The following is a 19,055-nucleotide window of genomic DNA, read 5'->3' as shown; positions in this document are numbered from 1 at the left end:
CGCTTCGGGCAATTTTTTTCACCATAAAACAATAAATTTTTCGCTTTAGCTTGTCATGACCATTGGGTAAAAAGATCCTGTGCCAGAGTGGCACAAGTGTTCAGCTGGAAAAGGTCATGTCACACTCCTACGAATTTGAAGACGAAGACTCGCCATGGGGCGATAACGTCAAAGGGAAGCAAAAGAACAAGCGGGTCAAACAGCGTAGACGCGATACCAAGCGCCGCTACTTTGACGAAAATGCCGAGGTGGAATATCTCCAAAGCAAGTGGCGCTGAAGCTCCCCAACCAAATACTCTCAGGCAAGCCGTTTGGCTTGCCTTTTTCTTATCCTGCTCCCGGTAAATGCGCTTTTGAATAGAGGTGGATACTGCGGCCTTGGCGAGCATACACAGTGCAAAATGCGTTAGCCCTTGGTCATCGCGTTGCCAAACCTGTGTCGGGCAATAAAAAAAGCGGCCTTCAGGCCGCCTTTTTATCCACTACGGGTAATCAAAGCAGATTGTCACCCACACGACCCAAGACTCATGCCTCCATGGCATCGACGGCCAGCTCGCGCCTTTTTTCGGCTTTAAAGGTGTACATACTGGTGTCAGCTGCCCTTAACCATTCGTGAGATTTTTGCACCTCGCTGTCCAGGGCATATCCGAAGCTGACACCGGCATCGGTAAAGCCCTGCCGGGCAAAGATGGTTTCTATATTCTCCAGTTTGTCGGTGACCAGAGATAAGAATGCCCCATCCAAAAAAAGCGCAAACTCATCCCCCCCTACCCGAAAGAGTTTAAGTTTGGGAATATCCAGCGACTTTAGCTCCTGCACCAGGACTCTCAGCAGTTCATCCCCCACCTGATGACCGAGGGTGTCATTGACTTTCTTAATGCCATCGACATCCAGCAGCACCAGAGCCGTGGGTTTTGTTACCGCCACACCAAAGGTATTGCAGGTTTGCAGATATTCATCGAAGGCGTAGCGATTGCCTATCTGGGTGAGGCTGTCGACCCGGGCCTTTTCCCAGGCGGAGCTGAGCTCTTCGATATAAGCCTTGCGCTCTTCAGACAGCAACTTGAGCTTATTGGCCAACGCCAGAGAGAGCAGCAGGGCGTCGGCCGTGCCACCTGCCAGGGTGGCAAACTCGGCGTATTCAATAATATCCGATGTCAGCCCCATGTTACCGGGCAGAATCAACATGGCAGGCAACAGCAGGCAGCTAAACGCCATGATGAAATAACGGGCCGGTGAGAAACCCTTCATCAGGCACACATTACCCGCCACAATGGCCAGCACTATCCAGGCACCAATCAATACCGAGGCAATAATGGCAGTGTAGGAAATCAGCAACCAACTGGTGGGCAGCGCCAGAATACAGGCCCAGAGCAGATACTGGCTGAGACGCCACAAACGGGGTGAGTAGCTGGGAAGCTGCAAAAAATGTTTATAGAACAGAATATTAAAAATTGGCAGTCCGATAAAAAACACATGATGCACACCAATCCCATGAATGCTCAAAAGATGTGCGGGGACATGGAAGGTAAAGGCCCAACCAAGCAAATACACGATGACATACAGCCCGTAATACAGGAACGCCTTGTCCCTGGTGGAGCCGTAAATCAGCAAGTTGTAGAAGGCAATAAACAGCAGCCCTCCCAGGCAAAGCAGCACGGCCACCGCCAGTCTATCGGTTAGCTGCCGATGCTCCGGCACAGGGTTGATTTCGAGTTTGGGAAAGGATGAGAAGTAGCGCGACTCCACCCGCACCAGCAGCCAATATTCCACCCCGTATCTCAGGGTGACATTACGGCCGTAATCGAAAAGATACTGATAAGGCGCGTAATAGCCGCTGCTCGAGAGCTGACGACTGCCATCGCGCCCAAGCACCAGATAATCCACCTTTTCAGCGATGGAGTTATGCAGATTGACCACCCAGTCGCTGCGGTTTTCATTCACCATAAAGGGCACGGCAAGATAAAACTGGCCACCACTTAAAGGGAGTCTTTTGATGTCTTTGTGCTTATCAAGCCAATCGGGCACGGCTTCAAAGGCCGTGGGCAATACATCATCGTCGGCAGCCACAAACTGGTAAGGCGCATCCAGAGCAACCGCGGCATTGGCCTTCACTGACCAGAACAGGGGAAGGAACAGAGTAATGCCTAATATCGCTGCAAGTATTCGAGCCATGATTTGTATTGTGATTCTCGGTTGCTCAGACGGGGCTACAGGTGCGCATTCCCTGATAACAGGACATCCCAATGAGGATGGGCAGGCAGCAAGCTGCAACTTTATTGCTACAAACACATTTTTTCAATTGTAGCGGCTCATTTTCAGCAAGACGGCTTATGTGTACGGTGGTATTTTAGGCGGCCTGACCTGTGATGTGTGGGTTTCAATGCAAGCTCTGCTGATGATACTGCTGGCCCAATGGCTGATTGCCACCGGCAGTCTGTTAATCAAACTTCTCGACCCGAACACGGGGGTATTTCAGCTGGTGCTCTATCGCCAGCTGTTTGCCACCCTGCTGGTGCTGCCGTTTGTCTGGCGGCTTCAGGGAGGGCTGCGCATCAGTCCCCTGTACCGGGTACACATGGTGCGGGCACTGCTGATTGGCCTTGGCAATGGGCTGTTTTTCATTGCCATTATGAACCTGCCACTGGCCTCAGTGACCGCCGTGCTTTACCTGTCACCGCTGATGCTGCTGGTGATGTCAGCCGCGTTTTTAAAAGAAACCATAGGTTACAGGCGCAGTGTTGCAGGCATTATCGGTTTCTGTGGCATCCTGATGATAAGCCAGCCAAGCAGCCTCAACCCTTACCTGCTGCTGGCGGTATTGGGCGCTCTTATCAGCGCCAGCAATAACCTCATTTTGAAGCGCTATTCCGCCGCTGAGCATCCCTTCAGCACCCTGTTCTGGTCCAATGCTTTTGCCATGGTGTTTTTGATCCCCGCCGCGGCATTTGAAGGAGCACCTCTGGTTTGGGATGCCTCCATCGTGGGTATGCTGCTGGCACTCTTCTATTTGGGCATGACCTATCTGGTGATCCATGCCTATCGACGAGCCGATGCCAGCCAGCTGGCCCCGGCGGAGTACACGGGACTGGTGTTCGCCACTTTGCTCGGATTATGGTTCTTGGATGAGGTGCCCAATTGGCTAAGCCTGGTGGGCATTGGGCTGGTGATGTGCTCGGCTGTGTTGCCTGTGTACCCGGAACTTAAAGGGCTGTGGCGCCAGCGTGTCAGTCGGGCTCCCCGCTCCCCTGAATGACGGGTGTCCTGTTGCCAATGGGGCCCGCCATTAAAGCCTGGATATCGAGTCCTTGCATGAGCGGCAACACATACCAGCCTATGGTATTGCCCGTGCCGCGGATACTGAGGTAATCCCCGTAAAATTGCCAACCGGCCTTGAGCAGATTCTCACGACTGGCCTGGTTTTCCGCTCTTACCGTCGCCCACAGGAGTTTTATCCCCTGTGCGCTGGCCCAGTCAATGCGGGCCTGGGTGAGCCTGGCACCAATGCCGAGGCGGCGATAACCCGAGGCCACCACCAGATAGCCTAATTCCGCCACCTCACCCTCGCCCGCCTTAATGGCACCGCAGCCCACCGGGGTATCATCGAGCCACGCCAACAGCAGCAATCTGGCCTTGGCCAGTGCTGCTCTGTCGAGGGGATGATGGTTATCATCCCGGCTGTCAATCAGATCCGCAGCGGCGGCGAAGTCTGCATCGCTGGTGGCTTGGCTGATGGTGAGGGTTGGCGTCATAGAAAGAGTATGGTCGCAAGGCCAAGGAAACTGAGAAAGCCAATCACATCCGTCACTGTGGTCAGAATCACCGACCCCGATAGCGCAGGGTCCTGATCCATTTTTTGCAGCACCATGGGCACCAATACCCCGGCACCGGCCGCCACCAGCATATTGATCAGAATGGCGCAGCCAATGGCTATACCAATGATTTCATTGTTAAACCACCAGCCAGACACAGCGCCTATGACAATGGCCCAGAGCACGCCATTTACTGCCCCTATGCCCAGTTCGTTTTTCATCAGTGACCAGAGGTTACCGGCCGAAATCTGCCCCATGGCCATGCCACGGATCATCAGCGTCAGCGACTGGCTGCCGGCAATACCGCCCATGGAGGCAACGATAGGCATCAATACCGCAAGGGCAACCACCTGCGACAGCACATCTTCAAACAAACCGATGGTGGCCGACGCGAGGAAGGCCGTGAGCAGGTTAATACCCAGCCAAACCGCGCGACGCCGCGCACCTTTCATAATGGGGGCAAACAAGTCGTCGGTTTCATTCATACCGGCGCTCGCCATCAGCTGGGCTTCGTAGTGCTCCCGAACCAACTCGGTAGCAGTTCTCAACGTCACCCGGCCAATCAGCCCACCTTCGTCGTCCACCACCGGCAGCTCGACATCACGGCTGTGTTCGAGCAGTTCAGCCGCTTCCATCAGGGTCGCATCGGCGCTGATGGCTCGACTGTCTTCGTCCATCAGACTCAGTAATGGCTCATCGGGATTACTGCGAAACACCTCGTAGCGACTCACGGCCCCCCGGAAGTGGTCTTCTTCGTCCACCAAAAACAGCGAGTCGTTACAGTCGAGCTCGATTCGGCGAAAAAAGCGCTGCGCCTGACCTATGGTTGCCTTGGTGGAAAGCACCAACATCTGGTGGTCGGCATAACGGCCTATCTCGTTTTCGGAATATTGATTATAGAGTTCGAAGTGCTGGCGCTGGCGCTCCCCCATTTGCGCCAATGCCCTGTCGGTAAAGCTCTCGGGGAGATAATCACTCCACTCAATCAGATCTTCAGGACTTAACTGGGCAAAGAGGAGGTCGACTTCGTCGTCTGGCATGCGCCGCAGGATGCCCATGCGCGGATCGGCGCGCATCAGGCTGAGCACTTCTACCCGATCAGCGAACTCCACTTGCTGCCACCGCTCGTAACGCTCATCCAGCGGCAAGGCTTCCAGCAACAGTGCGACAGTGCCTGGTTCGGCGTCTTCGAGAATTTCTGAGAACACCTCGGCCTGTGCCTGGCCCTCAGCGCCGGTTAACTGTTGTACGACCAGGCCCACTTCATTCTGTGGGGCCAGGTTGGGTTCCTGTTCTGGCAAATTTTCTGTCACGGCGGCGTCCGTTGGTTACATCTTGTGGCTGACTATATTGAGATTTTTGTGTCATATCAACCGAGCAATTAAATTGCACGCAATTTAATTGCTCACCTAAATAAATACATCTAGAATGTGTTTGTTCATTTTCTACCCGGAGCATTTTTATGACGGATCTTTATCAATTTGCCGCCACCACCATCAAGGGCGAGCAGCAGCCATTGGCCAACTATCGCGGTAAGGTCTTATTGATAGTCAATACCGCCAGCAAATGTGGCTTTACCCCGCAATATCAGGGGCTGGAAAGCCTCTATCGCAAATACCATGAGCAGGGTCTGGAAATACTCGGCTTTCCCTGCAATCAGTTTGGAGCCCAGGAACAAGGGAGTGAGTCAGACATTCAGAGTTTCTGTGAACTCAATTTTGGTGTGACCTTCCCGCTGTTTGCCAAAATCGATGTCAATGGCGACAAGGCCCACCCGCTGTTCACTCATCTTAAGCAGGAAGCGCCGGGCCTTCTGGGCAGTAAGGCCATCAAGTGGAACTTCACCAAGTTTTTGGTCGGCCGTGACGGCAAGGTGAGAGACAGGTTCGCCCCCACCACAGATCCCCAAAAACTGGCAAAGGATATCGAGGCACTGCTGAGCGAAGCCGCGAAATAAACAATTTTGGATCAGGGAGATAGTAAAAACTCAGCCGTTTTCGCTATTTTTTGTGCCCGGGCTTGGAACTTTTTACCGAACGCATGACTCAAACATAGTGAACATTGAAATGGGTTTTCGTGTTCATCATTCTCCCTGGGACTTACTAGCGCAGTCCCCTTGGTCCACTGAAGGATCACATGGCAACCTCCCCAGGTTGCCTTTTTTTATGCCTCCAATGCACAGCGACAGGCAATATTCGCCGCCGGGACGGCCACTGGGATAATTTGCTTTTGCACCGGAAAAAATTTTTTTGAATTTTTTACGCCGACGATGAACTTCTTGAAAAAGGCCCGGTCTGAATAAGTGAACCGAATTTTTGCAGTCGACATGAGTCGACAGCTGCATGGGTAAAGTTCATCATCATTCTCCCTTTCAGCATAGGCTTGTTGCTGGCGCATTGAACAAGCACTTGTGACTGACTTGAACATCTCTGGCAACCATTGGTTGCCTTTTTTTTATCCAGCCTCCAGACGCTCGCCCTCGTTTCTCGCAAGGCTATCTTAATTAAGCAGGGCAATCTCGATGGAGAAGGCCTTTGCCACAAGCGTGAATTTGCTTTGCCAATAAAAAAGGCGCCTTAATCAGGGCGCCTTTTTAGAAAGCTGAATCAAGTCAGGCCGCTGTTACCCGTTAAACAGCATACGGTCCAGTTGTACCCGCAGTGAAGGGTGGTAGCTCTCACGGGCCCTGTGGTAGATAGCTTCAAGCTCGCTTCGATAACCGGCTATCTGCAGCTCTAAAAACAGCGGGCGGACAAACTTGGCCCGACCAATTCGGCACAGAAACGCCTCGACCTGCTCAAGTACCGGGTCGTAATGGTTACGGATAGCGACCCTGAACCAATCGCAGGCAATTTCAGCGTTACCGGATGCACCCAAGGCAAAGCGCTCATCCAGCTCAAGCAGCTGCTCCTGGGATATCTGCTCAGGCAGATTATTCAAAAAGAACTGCCAATGCTGAACCCGCCAGCCAAACAGGCGCTCTGGTGTCAATGGGTGCCCTTCCAGCCACTCGGTCATGGATTCAACCACCCACCCCAAACTCTCAGACATGGGCGGCATAAAGGTCGCAGGCAAGCCTTCGCCATAAATCCATTCCCTGAGCTCTGCCTCAGTCACCTTATCTGCGTGGGTGTGCAGCAAGGTGCCTTTGGCATATTCGATAAAGTCTTCGGTAGTGATGGCCACAAAGGCATAGTGCTCGATATAGGACCGCAAAAAGGCGTCAAAGTCAGTTCTGCCGAGGCGTGCCTCGAGAAAGTGCACAAACATGGACGCTTTATCGTAGGTAAAGCGATTGAAGGCGGCGTTGGGATCGTCCTGCTGCAAATTGGCCGGCAGGGTTTGCCGTGGCAGCGGCATACCCGCCATTTCTTCTTTCAGCCTGCCGTACTCCAGCATGAGTTCAAGCTGAGCCTGCTCCCGGCCGTAAACGGCTTCCACAATCCGATTGGTAAAGTAGGTGGTAAAACCTTCGTTGAGCCAGAGATCGCGCCAGGTAGCGTTACTCACCAGGTTACCGGTCCAGGAATGGGCGAGTTCATGGGCCACGGTGGACACCAGACTCTTGTCGCCGGCGATAAGGGTCGGGGTCAAAAAGGCCAGACAGGGGTTTTCCATGCCACCGAACGGAAAGCTCGGCGGCAGAATTAACATGTCGTATCGCTCCCAGGCATAGGGCCCAAGAATCGACTCAGCCATCTGCATCATGGCTTCGATATCTTCAAACTCCCGGGCGGCCAGACCTGCCATGGCAGGCTCGGCAAATACGGCACTGCGCTCACTCACAGGCACCCTGTCTATCTGACCAGCGGCAATGGCAAGCAAATGGGTCGGCATGGGTTTATCCATCACAAACTCAAACACGCCGTCTGCGGGCATATCGGCCTGATTGAGCGCACTCATCACCACCCTGCAGGGCTCGCTGGCACGCACTCTGGCATCAAAGGTCACCCGGGCCTTGGGGGTATCCTGCAGCGGGATCCAGCTGCGGGCGTTGACGGGTTGTGATTGTGAAAACAGATAGGGTTTGCCGCTTTGAGTTTGAGGACCATCGAGCCACTGCAGGCCCTCGGCATCCTCCGTGGTGTGATAATGCACCAACACACTGGCAATGCCATTGGGCAGCATAATTTCGAGTGCCTGCCCAAGGATCTCACTGGCCTGCCCCAGCCCCCAGTCCAGCGGCTGCCCATGCAAATCGGTAATGGACTCAATGGCCAGTGCACGGGTATCCAACACCAACACATCGGCAGCGTCACCCTCAGTTCTGACAAAGTCCAGGCGCACACAGCCCTGCAGGCATCTGGTATCAAAGTCGATGGCGAGGTCGAGTGACAGGTGCGTCACCCTGATGCTGTCGGTATTGGCGAAAGAGTGATAGTCGTGCCGGTTGTCCCACTGGTGCATAACGAAGTCCATAGTGAAAAATCTACACTTTAAGTATGCAGTTACCAGGCGCTCCAACCAAGGGGCCAGGCGCTGAAAGATTGACAACACCTGTAAATCAATCAATATTGCATACAATATTCACAATAATGCTGAGAGATCGAATGCGCCAGTCACTCCTCGCCTTAAGCCTGCTATCCGCTGTAAGCCATGCCCAAAGCCTGCCCTCTGTCGAGACCATACTGTCCATAACCCACCAGTGCAGCCCTACCCTGATTATCCGCGCCCAGGCGATCACGCCATCACAAATCGACGAAGCCTGTACCCTGTTAAGCACTCAGGAACAGAGATTTCATACGCTCCTCGATACGCACAACAGGCCGGTAAGGGACGACAATAATGTGGCCATGAGAGCCAACATCTATGCCGATGCAGAAGCTTACCGAACCTATGTGACCGCCCATTTCGATGTGCCAAGTGACAATGGCGGCATGTATCTGGAAGGACATCCGGCGCGTCCCGGCAATCAGGCCGAGTTTGTGGCCTATCAAAAGCAGGGCAGAATCTGGAATCTGCGCCATGAATATGTGCATTATCTCGATGGCCGCTTTAACCTCTACGGCGACTTTTGTGCCTCATTGCACGACTCCCACAGCGCCCCCGAGTATTGCCCCAAGCCAGCGCCTTTGCTGCCCCATCTGGTGTGGTGGTCCGAGGGACTTGCCGAGTACCTGGCCTGGGGGGATGACAATGCTGCAGCCATTGAACTGGCCGCCAGAGGCAGCTATCGCCTCAGTGAAATCTTCGACACCAGTTATAAGCAGAACGGTGGCAGTGAACGGGTTTACCGCTGGGGCTATCTTGCGGTGCGGTTTATGATGGAGCACCACAGGGACAAACTGGAACAGATGCTCGGCTTCACCCGCAACGGCGATTATCCCCGCTATCAGGCGCTGGTGCGACAGTGGCATACCAGCATGGATGAGGAGTTTTCCCTGTGGCTGAAAAAAATTTCAAAAAATTTGCCAATGGCGGGAACCAATCCAAAAATGGCCGGTCTGAATAATTGAACCGAGTTATTCATCGTTCATCATCCTCCCTTTTTGATGGTTTCTAGCGCGACCATCCTTAGTTTGGAAAGACACTTGTTCGGCTCCCATTGGGAGCCGTTTTTTTTGCCTGTTTCGCAAAATCTGTTATCGCTTTAAAACAAAAACGCCTCCCGAAGGAGGCGTTTTGATTGGCGAGGACTGTTACAGGCGGATACCGGCCTTTTCCAGGTCCTTGGCAATTACGCTGGCTGGCAGCGGAATGTAGCCGTCTTTCTCAACAACCATCTGACCTTGCTTGGACAGCACGTAGCGGATGAACTCACGCTCCATTGGGGCCAGATCCTTGTTAGGATGCTTGTTCACGTATACGTAGAGGTAACGTGACAGTGGGTAAGTACCGTTGGCAGCGTTCTCTACGCTGGCATCGATAAACTCGTTACCTTTCTTGGCCAGAGCAACGGCTTTCACACCGGCAGTCTTGTAACCAATGCCTGAGTAACCGATGGCATTCAGTGACTGAGACACTGACTGCACTACAGAGGCAGAGCCAGGCTGTTCGTTCACGTTGGCCTTGAAGTCACCCTTACACAGACCTTTCTCTTTGAAGTAACCGTAGGTACCGGATACAGAGTTACGGCCGTAGAGCTGGATATCTTTGGCAGCCCAGCTGCTCTCCAGACCCAGGTCACCCCAACGTACTACGTCGTTGCCACCACACTTGTGGGTAGAAGAGAAGATGCCGTCCAGTTGCTCGATGGTCAGGCCCTTGATTGGGTTATCCTTGTGCACAAACACCGCCAGGGCGTCGATGGCAACACGGATTTCAGTTGGCTTGTAACCATAGTGCTTTTCGAAGGCTTCCACTTCGTTTGGCTTCATCTTACGGCTCATAGGGCCGAACTGAGAAGTGCCTTCAGTCAGCGCTGGTGGCGCAGTAGAAGAACCGGCAGCCTGAATTTGAATGTTCACGTTAGGGTAGATGGTTTTGAACTCTTCAGCCCACAGGGTCATCATGTTGGCCAGAGTATCAGAGCCTACAGACGACAGGTTACCAGACACACCACTGGTTTTTTCGTAGGTGTGCAGGGCTGGGTCCAGTGCAGCCGAGGCGGCGGCGGTGAATAAACCGGCGGCGGTCAGGGTCATGGCGCCGACAAGCTGTTTCAGTTTCATAATTGCTCCAGTGTTGAACCATTTTTTCTTAAGACGCAGCCAGTATCAACTGCCACAATGACAAGTCTATGACTCTGATGTGACACTTAGATGACACGACACATTTTTTTCAAAAAAGCTAAAACACAATATTTATCAAAAAGAAAAGACAGGCTTAAGCCTGTCTTTACGTGTCAGGAACCCATTTATGCGCCCTTTTGGGGCTCAAGAAGATGTGATGGGATGACAAACCCGAAGATGCTGCCCTTGCCCAGTTGGCTGCTGACATACAGCTCAGTATGGTGGTGAGCCAGTGCGTGCTTCACAATTGCCAGCCCCAAACCACTGCCTCCGGTCGCCCGGGAACGGGCACTGTCGACCCGGTAAAAGCGTTCGGTCAGGCGGCCAATATGCTGCGGCGCTATCCCCTCACCCGTGTCTTCCACCTGAAACCGGCCTCCGGTCGCTATCTGACGCCAGCTGACCTTGATGATGCCACCGGGCGGTGTATAGCGAATAGCATTGGACACCAGATTACTGCAGGCGCTTCTCAGCAGCACCTCATTACCATGGGCATTCAGCCCCTGCTGCACATCAAATTGCAAGGTGTATTCACCCTGTGCCAGGGCTTCAGCCTCGTCTTTGATCGCGGCCATCAGCAGTGCCATGTTGACGGTTTTTTCCAGATCCACATCGGCAGCATCTTCGATGCGCGACAGGGTAAGCAGCTGCTCCACCATGGACTGCATGCGCCGGGTCTGCTGCTGCATCAGTGCCAGCGGCTTGGCATTCATGTCATCCGGCTCTGTCATCCCCTGCATCATTTCCAGATACCCCTGCAGCACTGTCAGCGGTGTCTTGAGCTCGTGGGAGACGTTGGCAACAAACTCTTTGCGCATACCTTCGAGCTGACGGATACGGGTAATGTCACGGGCAATCAATAACATTTGCCTGTCGCCGTATTTCATCAGCCTGAGTTCAAGCAGGCGTTTGTCAGAAACCGGTGAAGGCAGCTCCAGTGGTTCTTTAAAATCGTGGGTTTTGAGGTAAGCCGAAAAATCCGGATGGCGTATAAGGTTGTCGATTCGCTGACCATTGTCCTGGGGCCATACCAGCCCAAGCATCAGCTGAGCGAGTTTATTGCACCAAAGGATATTTTTATCGGAATCGAGCACCACGGCCGCATCGGGCAGCGCTTCAGCGCCCTGCCTAAAACGGCCAAGCAACCCCGCCAGCTGAGATACCCGGCGACGATTTTTTCCCTGGAGGCGGTAGAGGCCGTTGAAAATCCCTTCCCAACTACCGCTGCCCTGGGGAGGAGTCAGACGTTTGTCATACCACAGCCAGTGGGTCAGCCTGCCAATTTGACGATAATGCCAAAACAGCAGCACCACACAAGCGGCCAACAGCGTCAGGCTAAGCTCACCAATGAGCAAACCGAAAGCCAGGGTGACAAGCAGGTAAATCATCAGCCTGGAGGCCAGGCGATACCCTGAATAGGAGTCAAACATAGCTATATCCAGCTGAGGGTTGTGTCTGGGGGCACAAGATAACCTATCCGGCTACCTGTGCCTATCCCGAACTAAACCCGAGTGGAGAAACGGTATCCTGCGCCGCGGACGGTTTGAATGAGGCGGTCATGCCCCGAAGGCTCAACGGCCTTGCGCAAACGACGAATGTGCACGTCTACGGTTCTGTCTTCTACGTACACATTGGTACCCCAGACATTGTCCAGCAGCTGTTCACGGCTGTAGACACGCTCAGGGTGCGTCATAAAGAAATGCAGCAGACGAAACTCGGTGGGGCCCATGTCCAGCACTGTATCACCGGCAGTAACACGGTGGCTGACAGGGTCCAGGGTCAATCCCTGCACATCGATGGTTTCTTCAAGACGGGTTGGCGCCGCACGGCGCAGTACGGCCTTGATACGGGCCACCAGCTCCTTGGGAGAGAAGGGTTTGGTGATGTAGTCGTCGGCACCCACTTCCAGCCCCTTGACCTTGTCTTCTTCTTCACCACGGGCGGTAAGCATGATGACCGGGATCTGGCGGGTAAACTCGTCTTGCTTGAGGCGTTTGGCAAGCTGGATGCCACTGCCGCCCGGAAACATCCAGTCCAACAGAATAAGGTCTGGGTAGGGTTCCTGAAGCTGTCCCAGTGCCGAGTCAAAATCTTCGGCAACCGAGGTAGTGAAACCGTGTTGTTCCATCACGAACGTCAGCATCTCGCGGATGGCCAACTCATCTTCAACAATCAAAATCCTTGCAGTCATAAGCGGTTTTCTATCAGTGAATGTCCACGATGGCCATTATTGGTCAGTTTTGTGACAAATTTATGATCGCCGGGGTAAATGATGGCACATTTCAGCAGAAATTGTCATATTCAGACGAATTAACTAGCTGTTTATAAATATGAAAAAAGGAGGCTAAGCCTCCTTTTTTCTGTCACAAAGTCCGATTAGAACTTGTGTTCGATACCCACACCGATGTAGTTGTCGGTGTCATCGGCAGATTCCATATCACGGCTGGTGTAGAAGGCGAAAATCTTGGTTGGCTTGCCCAGCTTGTAGTCGGCACCGATAGACCAGGAGTCACCCTTGTCTTCCATGTCCTGGAACTGACCTTTCAGGGTCACGTCAGCGATGTTGTAAGCGGCGCTTACCAGGTAACCTGTCTTGCTGTCACCATCAACTGACTTCTCTTCCTGCTGGTACATACCACCCAGTACCAGACCAGCCAGTTTGGCTTGCACAGTGGCACGCAGGATGTCGTAGCCTTTCACTTCGCTGTCATAGGCAACAGAAGCGTAGAAAGCGGTTTTCTTCAGGCTGGAATCACCGTACATGGCGGCCAGAGAGAAACCGTCTTCACCGGCCTGAGACTTGGCACCTTCAGCGGCGTAGGTAGCACCCACTTTGAAACCACCGAACTCTGGTGACAGGTAAGTCACGGTTTGCTCGATACGGTTTTCACCTTTAAACAGGCTCTTCAGGTCGCCTGACAGGTCGTTGAACTGGTCAACTTTACCCTGGGCGATTTTCAGCATGGTGTCGTTACGACCCACAGACAGCGCACCGAAATTGCCTTTCAGACCCACAAACTGGTTACGGGCCAGGAAGTTTTCCTTGGCATCACTGCCGGCATCCACTTCATACTCGATGGTGTAGAAGGCTTCGAGAGAAGAGCTCAGTTCGAAAGCACCTTTAACACCCAGACGAGAGGCGTTGCTCTGTACTACGGTTTCGGAATCACCGGCTTCGTCGTTAGACTGTACTGTTACGTTCAGTTTGCCGTAAACAGTTAAAGGTTCAGCCGCTTGGGCAGAAGCCAAAGAAGCAGCGGTCAGCGCGGAAACAAGCAGAGTTTTGTTAAAAGCGTTCATCATTTAATCCTTTGCGACGTTCAGTGCGTCTGGTTATTGGTTTGGAACGAGCGCAAGTTTGCTATCTGAGTGTTTCAGTTTTATTTCAGCATCCACTTAAGCGGTTACGAATCATTCACCCGCCATCCTTGAAATTCACATATCCATTTAAAATCAATCACTTTACACACATGCAGTGGCAGATGACACTTTTGTGAATTTGCAAAACCGCAATCTGACTGTCATGAATTTTCCGGTTTGCCCGCTCACCAGAGATGGCTTACACTCGGGCTTTTGTTTCTGGCCGAGTGCAATTATGTGGTTTAAAAATCTCACCCTGTATCGCTTCAACAAGCCTGTCACCATAGACGCAGATTCACTGGAAAAGGCCTTGGCCGATTTCTCCTTCAGCCCGTGCTCCAGTCAGGACATCAGTAAATTTGGTTTTTCCAAAGCCCTGGGCAAACACGGCAGCGCCCTGGTGCACAGTGCCAACAACCGACATTTGATTTGCGCCACCAAAGAAGAAAAAATTCTGCCCGGTCAAGTCATTAAAGAAGCGCTGGAAGAAAAGGTGGGGCAGCTTGAGGATGAAGAAAACCGCAAGCTGACCAAGAAAGAAAAAGATGCGTTAAAAGACGAAATCACCACCAGTCTGCTGCCACGGGCATTTTCCCGTCGCAGTCAGATCCATGCACTGATTTTACCTGAAATCGACATGATCCTGGTGGACAGCTCCAGTGCCACCAAGGCCGAAGAGCTGCTGGCGCTGCTGCGTAAAGCCATGGGTTCACTGCCGGTGATCCCCGTGTCTTTCAATGTCCCGGTTGAGCACACCATGACCGAATGGCTCAAGGCCGGTGAAGCTACTGCGCCCTTTATCATGCAGGATGAGGCTGAGCTTAAATCGGCCGCCGAAGAAGGTGGCATAGTACGCTTCAAGCAGCAGGTTCTCACCGAAGATGAAGTGCTGGCTCACCTGGAAACCGGCAAAGAAGTACACAAGCTGGCGCTGCATTTTGGCCAGTCCATCGCGCTCCTGCTCCAATCCGATGCCAGCCTCAAGCGTCTTAAGTTCTCTGAGGAGTTCCGTGCCGGCAACGATGATTTGGGCAACGATGACCCCATGGCCCGCCTCGATGCCGATTTCGCCCTCATGGGCAGCGAGCTCGTTGCCCTGATGCATGCGCTGGTTGAGGCGCTGGGCGGACTGCCCAAAGACGAGTAATTCAGTGCAATAAAAACAGGGTGCCACGGCGCCCTGTTTTTTTATCTGTCCTACACTGAAGCCAAACGATTTGAAATTGTTTGGATTATCAATGCAGGACGACAAGACAGACTCCTTTTCAGAGCAAACATCAGTGACAAGCGGGCAGTTCAGGCAGCGCCTGTATAGTAAATTGCCGCCCGCGCTGGCAGCAAGTTACAGCGATGAGCAATTGGAAGGGATCCGTATTCTCCTTGGCGACCGCACCTGGGGACAACACAGTATCGACAGCAGGGGCACCTTCTCACTGCCTTTTGTGCGCTGGCGCTTTTACTGGGTATTTTTGCTCGGCAAAAACCGCCGCGCCTATACCCGCACTGAAAAGCACCTGTCGCTGGCCTTGTTACTGGGCTGCGTCATACTCTTTGTGCTTATGTTGGCACTTCTTGGTTTACTGGTACTCTACTTGCTCAAATCCATGTGGGGTATCGATTTGTTTTCGCAGACCTCACTTGGTCTCTGGGACTGGTTTAAGGGTTGAAATCACTTGCAACTCTGCTAAAAACAGGGATATTAACCTTTTCCTGATATATAGATAGGCCAAAGGCATAGGTTGACACTGCATGTCCAAACTTTCACGGGATGAAAATCCAACGGACCTCGCCCATTGGCGTCAGATTATCTTCCGTCGCCTGTTCGGCGCCATGGCGATCATTTGTGTCCCTGTTTATATCACCAGTGTGTATTTGTGTATGAAACAGGGCCTCTGGTCCATGGTAGTTGTGGATACCCTCGCGTACCTGACACTGATTGCACTGCTGCTGTTTCCGGAGCTGGAAGATAAGCAGCGTTACCTGATGGGCAGCCTGCTGTGTTATGGCATAGGGTTAGCCTTTATTTGGTCTATAGGTCCCACGGGCGCGGGCTTTTTTTGGCTGTTTATGTTTCCGCTGATTGGGACCCTGCTGCTCGGACGACGGTTCGGTATCTATTGTCTGGTGCTCACTGCCGTAACGCTCACCATTATGGGATTGGGTTTTAAGGCCGGATGGGTACCCTGGCCGAAGCTGCCCGACTACAGCCTGGAAATATACTTGGTGGTGGTGCTTAATTTTTTGACCATTAACGTGATGTTATGCCTGGCGACAGGTTTTCTCACCGACAAACTCTCCGACTCACTTGAGCGAACCCACGCATCGCGCAGGGCAACAGTCCTCGGTCTTGCCCGGCTTTCCGGCTTTAAGGATGCCGACTCTGCCAGGCACCTGAATCGTATCGCCAAAGCCAGTGAACTTCTTACTCTGGCCCTGCTGCGTTCGCCCCATCGCCCAGACGAATTAACCCCGGAATTCGCGGAAAATATTGGCCTCAGTGCCACCTTGCATGACATAGGCATGATAGGTGTGGCCGAAAATCTGCAAAGTAAACAGCTCACCATGACACCGGCCATGGAAAGCGAGCGTTATAAACACACGCTTATCGGTGACCGTTTGCTCGGCGATTTGTTACGGGAAGCACCGGACTGTGTGCTACTGGCGATGGCAAGAGACATTGCAGCCTACCACCATGAGCGGTGGGATGGAGAAGGTTTCCCCGGTAAGCTCAAGGGAAAATCCATTCCACTTGCTGCAAGGGTTGTGGCACTCATAGACACTGTGGATGACTTGCTTTGTCATCCTGACCCCAGATTCCGGATGACCTATGAACAGGCTCTCACCCACATCAAAGGACTCAAAGGCAGCATTCTCGACCCCTTGTTGGTGGATGCCTTTCTCAGCGAGCCTGCCATGCGAGAAATATGGCACTGAGCACATATCGAGGATTAAACTCAGTCAGCCAAAATCCAAATAGGCTCATCCGAGCCTTTGGACTGTTGTGACACACCTTCAATGCGGCTTAACGATATTTGCTCCCACTTAAGGAGCAAGGTGGCAATTTCACCATCCTCGGCCGCACCGCGAATAGCATCATTGAAAGCCCTGACTTTGGCGTCGTCGAAAGTTAATCGGCTGAACATCAGGTGTATATCGCTTTCGGTCAGGCGAAGCGGATGGCGAAACAGATGGACTTTTTCCTGTTGGCTGGCAATGAAGGGCAATGAAAGTGCATCACCAATGGCGAGCTCTGCACGGCCCCTCGACAACATTTGTACGCTCTTGAGCAAGTCAGGGCTTTCAACCAGCTGATTGTGCATCGCCAAGCTGCGTTTTGAACTCTCATAGGCCTCTCCGTACCAGCCCGCCTGAGGCACCAGCAACTTGAGACTGCTGTCGAGCACCTGCTGCCAACTGCCCAGCGATACAACGCCGCCATCATCAATACTGAAAAGCCCCACCTGCTCCAGTCGATACGGTACTGAGAAATGCGCATATTCCTCCCGCTCCGCCGTTTTACTGGCCCCCATCATGATATCTACCTTCCCCAGGTGCATCAGCTGATGGGAACGACGCGCCGGCATTTTATCAAACTCGAGTGCACAACCTACGCGGCGGGCAAACGCTTTCAAAAGGTCAATATCCAGCCCCAGTGGCTCGCCACCTTCATCGGACCAGGAATAAGGAGGCCAATCGTTGTAGGCAACATGCAGCGGCGTTTGGCAAAGCGTCTGCGCCTGGACCACCGATGGGAGCCAGGAAAACAGTAACAGGACCAGTCCAAATTTTACTGCCTGCATACTTGCCCCCTTCACTGAAATTAAGGCTGTGACTGTGGCTCAGTCAGCCAACCGGGATTGAAGCTGGTCAAATCTCGCCCGCTGCTGCGCAGTCAATTCATACTCCCTGGCAATAAACGCCTCGATTACTTGCTGGGTCTGCTGGCTGTCTCCCCCGGCGAGCGTGTCTTCCAGGAATGCGAGCAGCAAGTCAACGTCGTCTGTATCCGCCAGACCATCTGGTCGTAATATCAGTGGCTCCGATGCCGATGTCTTCGCCGCTGATTTGAGTATGGCAGTTGTTGCCACATGAGGCTCGGCCGTCACGTCCGTGGACGTTGGCGGGGCAGACAATGCCGCCGGAGCGCTGCGTGTCTGTTCCCCAAGCATTTGACGCTGTTCACTCTGGGTAGGCTGCGCGCCTGATTCAGACTGGCTGACTGCCATTTGCGGCGCAAGGCCTGCGTCATAAACCGCGGTGGCATTCACCTCCATGCTCCCGACAACATCGCTTTCTGCCGTGGGCGCCATCAGCATATCCGTCTCAGGTAACACAGTGTCGGCATTGAAAAACACCTGCTGCGGGTTGAGCAGCACCAGACCAACCAATAACATCAGCGAAGCCGCGCTGGAAATGGCATAGGGAAAACGCCTGATCCCACGTCGCACCACGACCTCAGGCTTTGGGCTGGCAAGGTGGGCACCGGCCAGTGCCAATATTTCCGCATCCAGCGCTTCAGGCGGCTCTTCATTGGCCCCTTCTCGGTAAAGCGCGTCAAGCGTCTGCTTGAGCTCCGAGTCCACCAGTTGGCTATCTTTCATCGCTATCCTCCCCCAATCGCTTGGTCACGCAGGTTTTGAGGCTCTGATAGGCATAACGGATACGGCTTTTGGTCGCTTCCAATGATACCGAGGCAATCTCACTTATCATCAGCGCAGTAAACCCCATCTCGCTGGAGAGCAGGAAAGCTTCTTTCTGCACCTGGGGCAGAAGGCCAACGCAGTGTTTAAGCGCCTGTATCTTAAGCTCATGTTCATGGCTTCGCGCCGGCGTGAGGGAATCGGTCAGCCCCAATCCTTCCTCATCCAGTGTGTCGGCTTCGTTCAAAGGTTTCACGGCACGCACATGATCGATCAGCAGGTTATGGGCAATACGGTAAAGCCAGGTGGTAAACTTGGCACTGATTTCGTAAGCAGGCGCCGCCTTTATCACCCTGCCCCAGGTTTCCTGATAGAGATCTTCCGCCAGCTGGCTGTCGCCAATCTGGCGTAAAAAATAGCGGTATAACCCGCCTTTGTGGCGACGATAAAGGGTGTCGAAGGCCTGAATATCCCCGGCGGCGTAACGCTGCATCAGCAGTTCGTCGTCCTCACCACCCACCAATGAAATGGATTGCGTTGCTGTCATGATTGCCCTGATGGTTGAGACAAAA

General features: G+C 53.1%; 19 protein-coding genes. 7 read left to right on the top strand and 12 right to left on the bottom strand.

What is annotated here, in order from left to right:
* Positions 1 to 116 precede the first annotated feature (116 nt).
* Positions 117 to 278 carry a hypothetical protein gene (locus K0H63_RS05890; protein ID WP_011759201.1) on the top strand — a complete coding sequence of 54 codons (162 nt, stop codon included), beginning with the start codon at positions 117 to 119 and terminating at the stop codon, positions 276 to 278.
* Between the two features lie 247 nt (positions 279 to 525).
* Here K0H63_RS05890 and K0H63_RS05885 read toward each other — a convergent pair whose 3' ends face one another.
* A complete protein-coding gene (locus K0H63_RS05885) occupies positions 526 to 2,175 on the bottom strand; it encodes a diguanylate cyclase (protein WP_220067130.1) in 1,650 nt (549 codons plus the stop codon).
* 208 nt (positions 2,176 to 2,383) lie between these two features.
* Between K0H63_RS05885 and K0H63_RS05880 the strand changes: the two genes are divergently transcribed.
* The gene (locus K0H63_RS05880; RefSeq protein ID WP_220067129.1) at positions 2,384 to 3,256 is read left to right on the top strand and encodes a DMT family transporter; all 873 of its coding nucleotides are present in this window, start codon (positions 2,384 to 2,386) and stop codon (positions 3,254 to 3,256) included.
* On the opposite strand, the gene K0H63_RS05875 is transcribed toward K0H63_RS05880, so the two are convergent.
* Together K0H63_RS05875 and K0H63_RS05870 are read right to left on the bottom strand one after the other, a co-directional pair.
* Positions 3,228 to 3,752, bottom strand: a complete 525-nt coding sequence (locus K0H63_RS05875) for a GNAT family N-acetyltransferase (protein WP_220067128.1) — start codon at positions 3,750 to 3,752, stop codon at positions 3,228 to 3,230. The genes K0H63_RS05880 and K0H63_RS05875 overlap by 29 nt on opposite strands.
* A complete protein-coding gene (locus K0H63_RS05870) occupies positions 3,749 to 5,125 on the bottom strand; it encodes a magnesium transporter (RefSeq protein WP_220067127.1) in 1,377 nt (458 codons plus the stop codon). Before K0H63_RS05870 ends, K0H63_RS05875 begins: the two co-directional genes overlap by 4 nt.
* 149 nt (positions 5,126 to 5,274) lie before the next feature.
* Between K0H63_RS05870 and K0H63_RS05865 the strand changes: the two genes are divergently transcribed.
* Entirely contained in the window at positions 5,275 to 5,769 is a 495-nt protein-coding gene (locus K0H63_RS05865; RefSeq protein WP_220067126.1) for a glutathione peroxidase, read from the top strand.
* 206 nt (positions 5,770 to 5,975) lie between these two features.
* Here the strand turns inward: K0H63_RS05865 and K0H63_RS05860 are convergent, their stop codons facing one another.
* Complete coding sequence (locus K0H63_RS05860; RefSeq protein WP_220067125.1) at positions 5,976 to 6,209, bottom strand: hypothetical protein; 234 nt, start codon at positions 6,207 to 6,209, stop codon at positions 5,976 to 5,978.
* A 225-nt stretch (positions 6,210 to 6,434) separates the two neighbouring features.
* Entirely contained in the window at positions 6,435 to 8,219 is a 1,785-nt protein-coding gene (locus tag K0H63_RS05855; protein ID WP_258405663.1) for a M1 family metallopeptidase, read from the bottom strand.
* A gap of 143 nt (positions 8,220 to 8,362) precedes the next feature.
* Between K0H63_RS05855 and K0H63_RS05850 the strand changes: the two genes are divergently transcribed.
* Positions 8,363 to 9,268, top strand: coding sequence for a collagenase (locus K0H63_RS05850; RefSeq protein ID WP_220067123.1), 906 nt, complete (start codon positions 8,363 to 8,365; stop codon positions 9,266 to 9,268).
* 183 nt (positions 9,269 to 9,451) lie between these two features.
* On the opposite strand, the gene K0H63_RS05845 is transcribed toward K0H63_RS05850, so the two are convergent.
* The 4 genes from K0H63_RS05845 to K0H63_RS05830 form a co-directional block, all read right to left on the bottom strand.
* The gene (locus K0H63_RS05845) at positions 9,452 to 10,423 is read right to left on the bottom strand and encodes a PstS family phosphate ABC transporter substrate-binding protein (RefSeq protein ID WP_220067122.1); all 972 of its coding nucleotides are present in this window, start codon (positions 10,421 to 10,423) and stop codon (positions 9,452 to 9,454) included.
* 185 nt (positions 10,424 to 10,608) lie between these two features.
* Positions 10,609 to 11,913, bottom strand: a complete 1,305-nt coding sequence (gene phoR, locus K0H63_RS05840; RefSeq protein WP_220067121.1) for a phosphate regulon sensor histidine kinase PhoR — start codon at positions 11,911 to 11,913, stop codon at positions 10,609 to 10,611.
* A 71-nt stretch (positions 11,914 to 11,984) separates the two neighbouring features.
* Positions 11,985 to 12,674: a phosphate regulon transcriptional regulator PhoB gene (gene phoB / locus K0H63_RS05835; protein WP_011759190.1), complete on the bottom strand. Its 690-nt coding sequence runs from the start codon at positions 12,672 to 12,674 to the stop codon at positions 11,985 to 11,987.
* Between the two features lie 185 nt (positions 12,675 to 12,859).
* A complete protein-coding gene (locus tag K0H63_RS05830) occupies positions 12,860 to 13,786 on the bottom strand; it encodes a porin (RefSeq protein WP_220067120.1) in 927 nt (308 codons plus the stop codon).
* A 292-nt stretch (positions 13,787 to 14,078) separates the two neighbouring features.
* Here K0H63_RS05830 and rdgC point away from each other — a divergent pair, with 292 nt between their 5' ends.
* The 3 genes from rdgC to K0H63_RS05815 all read left to right on the top strand — a co-directional run bounded on the left by rdgC (position 14,079) and on the right by K0H63_RS05815 (position 16,777).
* Positions 14,079 to 14,990 (top strand): recombination-associated protein RdgC, encoded by a 912-nt coding sequence (gene rdgC, locus K0H63_RS05825; protein WP_220067119.1) that lies wholly within the window; start codon positions 14,079 to 14,081, stop codon positions 14,988 to 14,990.
* A 91-nt stretch (positions 14,991 to 15,081) separates the two neighbouring features.
* Positions 15,082 to 15,510 (top strand): hypothetical protein, encoded by a 429-nt coding sequence (locus K0H63_RS05820; protein WP_258405662.1) that lies wholly within the window; start codon positions 15,082 to 15,084, stop codon positions 15,508 to 15,510.
* Between the two features lie 82 nt (positions 15,511 to 15,592).
* Positions 15,593 to 16,777, top strand: coding sequence for an HD-GYP domain-containing protein (locus K0H63_RS05815; protein WP_220067118.1), 1,185 nt, complete (start codon positions 15,593 to 15,595; stop codon positions 16,775 to 16,777).
* Between the two features lie 20 nt (positions 16,778 to 16,797).
* Here K0H63_RS05815 and K0H63_RS05810 read toward each other — a convergent pair whose 3' ends face one another.
* The 3 genes from K0H63_RS05810 to K0H63_RS05800 are packed head-to-tail and all read right to left on the bottom strand — an operon-like array spanning position 16,798 to position 19,030.
* Positions 16,798 to 17,643 (bottom strand): substrate-binding periplasmic protein, encoded by an 846-nt coding sequence (locus tag K0H63_RS05810; protein ID WP_220067117.1) that lies wholly within the window; start codon positions 17,641 to 17,643, stop codon positions 16,798 to 16,800.
* A gap of 39 nt (positions 17,644 to 17,682) precedes the next feature.
* A complete protein-coding gene (locus tag K0H63_RS05805) occupies positions 17,683 to 18,444 on the bottom strand; it encodes a hypothetical protein (RefSeq protein WP_220067116.1) in 762 nt (253 codons plus the stop codon).
* Positions 18,434 to 19,030: a sigma-70 family RNA polymerase sigma factor gene (locus K0H63_RS05800; protein ID WP_220067115.1), complete on the bottom strand. Its 597-nt coding sequence runs from the start codon at positions 19,028 to 19,030 to the stop codon at positions 18,434 to 18,436. The genes K0H63_RS05805 and K0H63_RS05800 overlap by 11 nt, the downstream gene beginning before the upstream one ends.
* Positions 19,031 to 19,055: the final 25 nt, after the last annotated feature.

It is taken from the genome of Shewanella zhangzhouensis, from assembly GCF_019457615.1.
GTDB classification, from domain to species: Bacteria; Pseudomonadota; Gammaproteobacteria; order Enterobacterales; family Shewanellaceae; genus Shewanella; species Shewanella zhangzhouensis.
The sequence above is the reverse complement of the archived record's forward strand: the minus strand, read 5'-3'. Positions and strand labels throughout refer to the sequence as shown.

Coding starts and splice junctions, on each gene's coding strand:
- K0H63_RS05805 (WP_220067116.1), bottom strand. CDS start 18,444: ATGAAAGATAGCCAACTGGTGGACTCGGAGCTCAAGCAGACGCTTGAC.
- K0H63_RS05885 (WP_220067130.1), bottom strand. CDS start 2,175: ATGGCTCGAATACTTGCAGCGATATTAGGCATTACTCTGTTCCTTCCC.
- rdgC (WP_220067119.1), top strand. CDS start 14,079: ATGTGGTTTAAAAATCTCACCCTGTATCGCTTCAACAAGCCTGTCACC.
- K0H63_RS05830 (WP_220067120.1), bottom strand. CDS start 13,786: ATGATGAACGCTTTTAACAAAACTCTGCTTGTTTCCGCGCTGACCGCT.
- K0H63_RS05880 (WP_220067129.1), top strand. CDS start 2,384: ATGCAAGCTCTGCTGATGATACTGCTGGCCCAATGGCTGATTGCCACC.
- K0H63_RS05815 (WP_220067118.1), top strand. CDS start 15,593: ATGTCCAAACTTTCACGGGATGAAAATCCAACGGACCTCGCCCATTGG.
- K0H63_RS05810 (WP_220067117.1), bottom strand. CDS start 17,643: ATGCAGGCAGTAAAATTTGGACTGGTCCTGTTACTGTTTTCCTGGCTC.
- K0H63_RS05820 (WP_258405662.1), top strand. CDS start 15,082: ATGCAGGACGACAAGACAGACTCCTTTTCAGAGCAAACATCAGTGACA.
- K0H63_RS05875 (WP_220067128.1), bottom strand. CDS start 3,752: ATGACGCCAACCCTCACCATCAGCCAAGCCACCAGCGATGCAGACTTC.
- phoB (WP_011759190.1), bottom strand. CDS start 12,674: ATGACTGCAAGGATTTTGATTGTTGAAGATGAGTTGGCCATCCGCGAG.
- K0H63_RS05800 (WP_220067115.1), bottom strand. CDS start 19,030: ATGACAGCAACGCAATCCATTTCATTGGTGGGTGGTGAGGACGACGAA.
- K0H63_RS05850 (WP_220067123.1), top strand. CDS start 8,363: ATGCGCCAGTCACTCCTCGCCTTAAGCCTGCTATCCGCTGTAAGCCAT.
- K0H63_RS05860 (WP_220067125.1), bottom strand. CDS start 6,209: ATGCGCCAGCAACAAGCCTATGCTGAAAGGGAGAATGATGATGAACTT.
- phoR (WP_220067121.1), bottom strand. CDS start 11,913: ATGTTTGACTCCTATTCAGGGTATCGCCTGGCCTCCAGGCTGATGATT.
- K0H63_RS05865 (WP_220067126.1), top strand. CDS start 5,275: ATGACGGATCTTTATCAATTTGCCGCCACCACCATCAAGGGCGAGCAG.
- K0H63_RS05890 (WP_011759201.1), top strand. CDS start 117: ATGTCACACTCCTACGAATTTGAAGACGAAGACTCGCCATGGGGCGAT.
- K0H63_RS05855 (WP_258405663.1), bottom strand. CDS start 8,219: ATGCACCAGTGGGACAACCGGCACGACTATCACTCTTTCGCCAATACC.
- K0H63_RS05845 (WP_220067122.1), bottom strand. CDS start 10,423: ATGAAACTGAAACAGCTTGTCGGCGCCATGACCCTGACCGCCGCCGGT.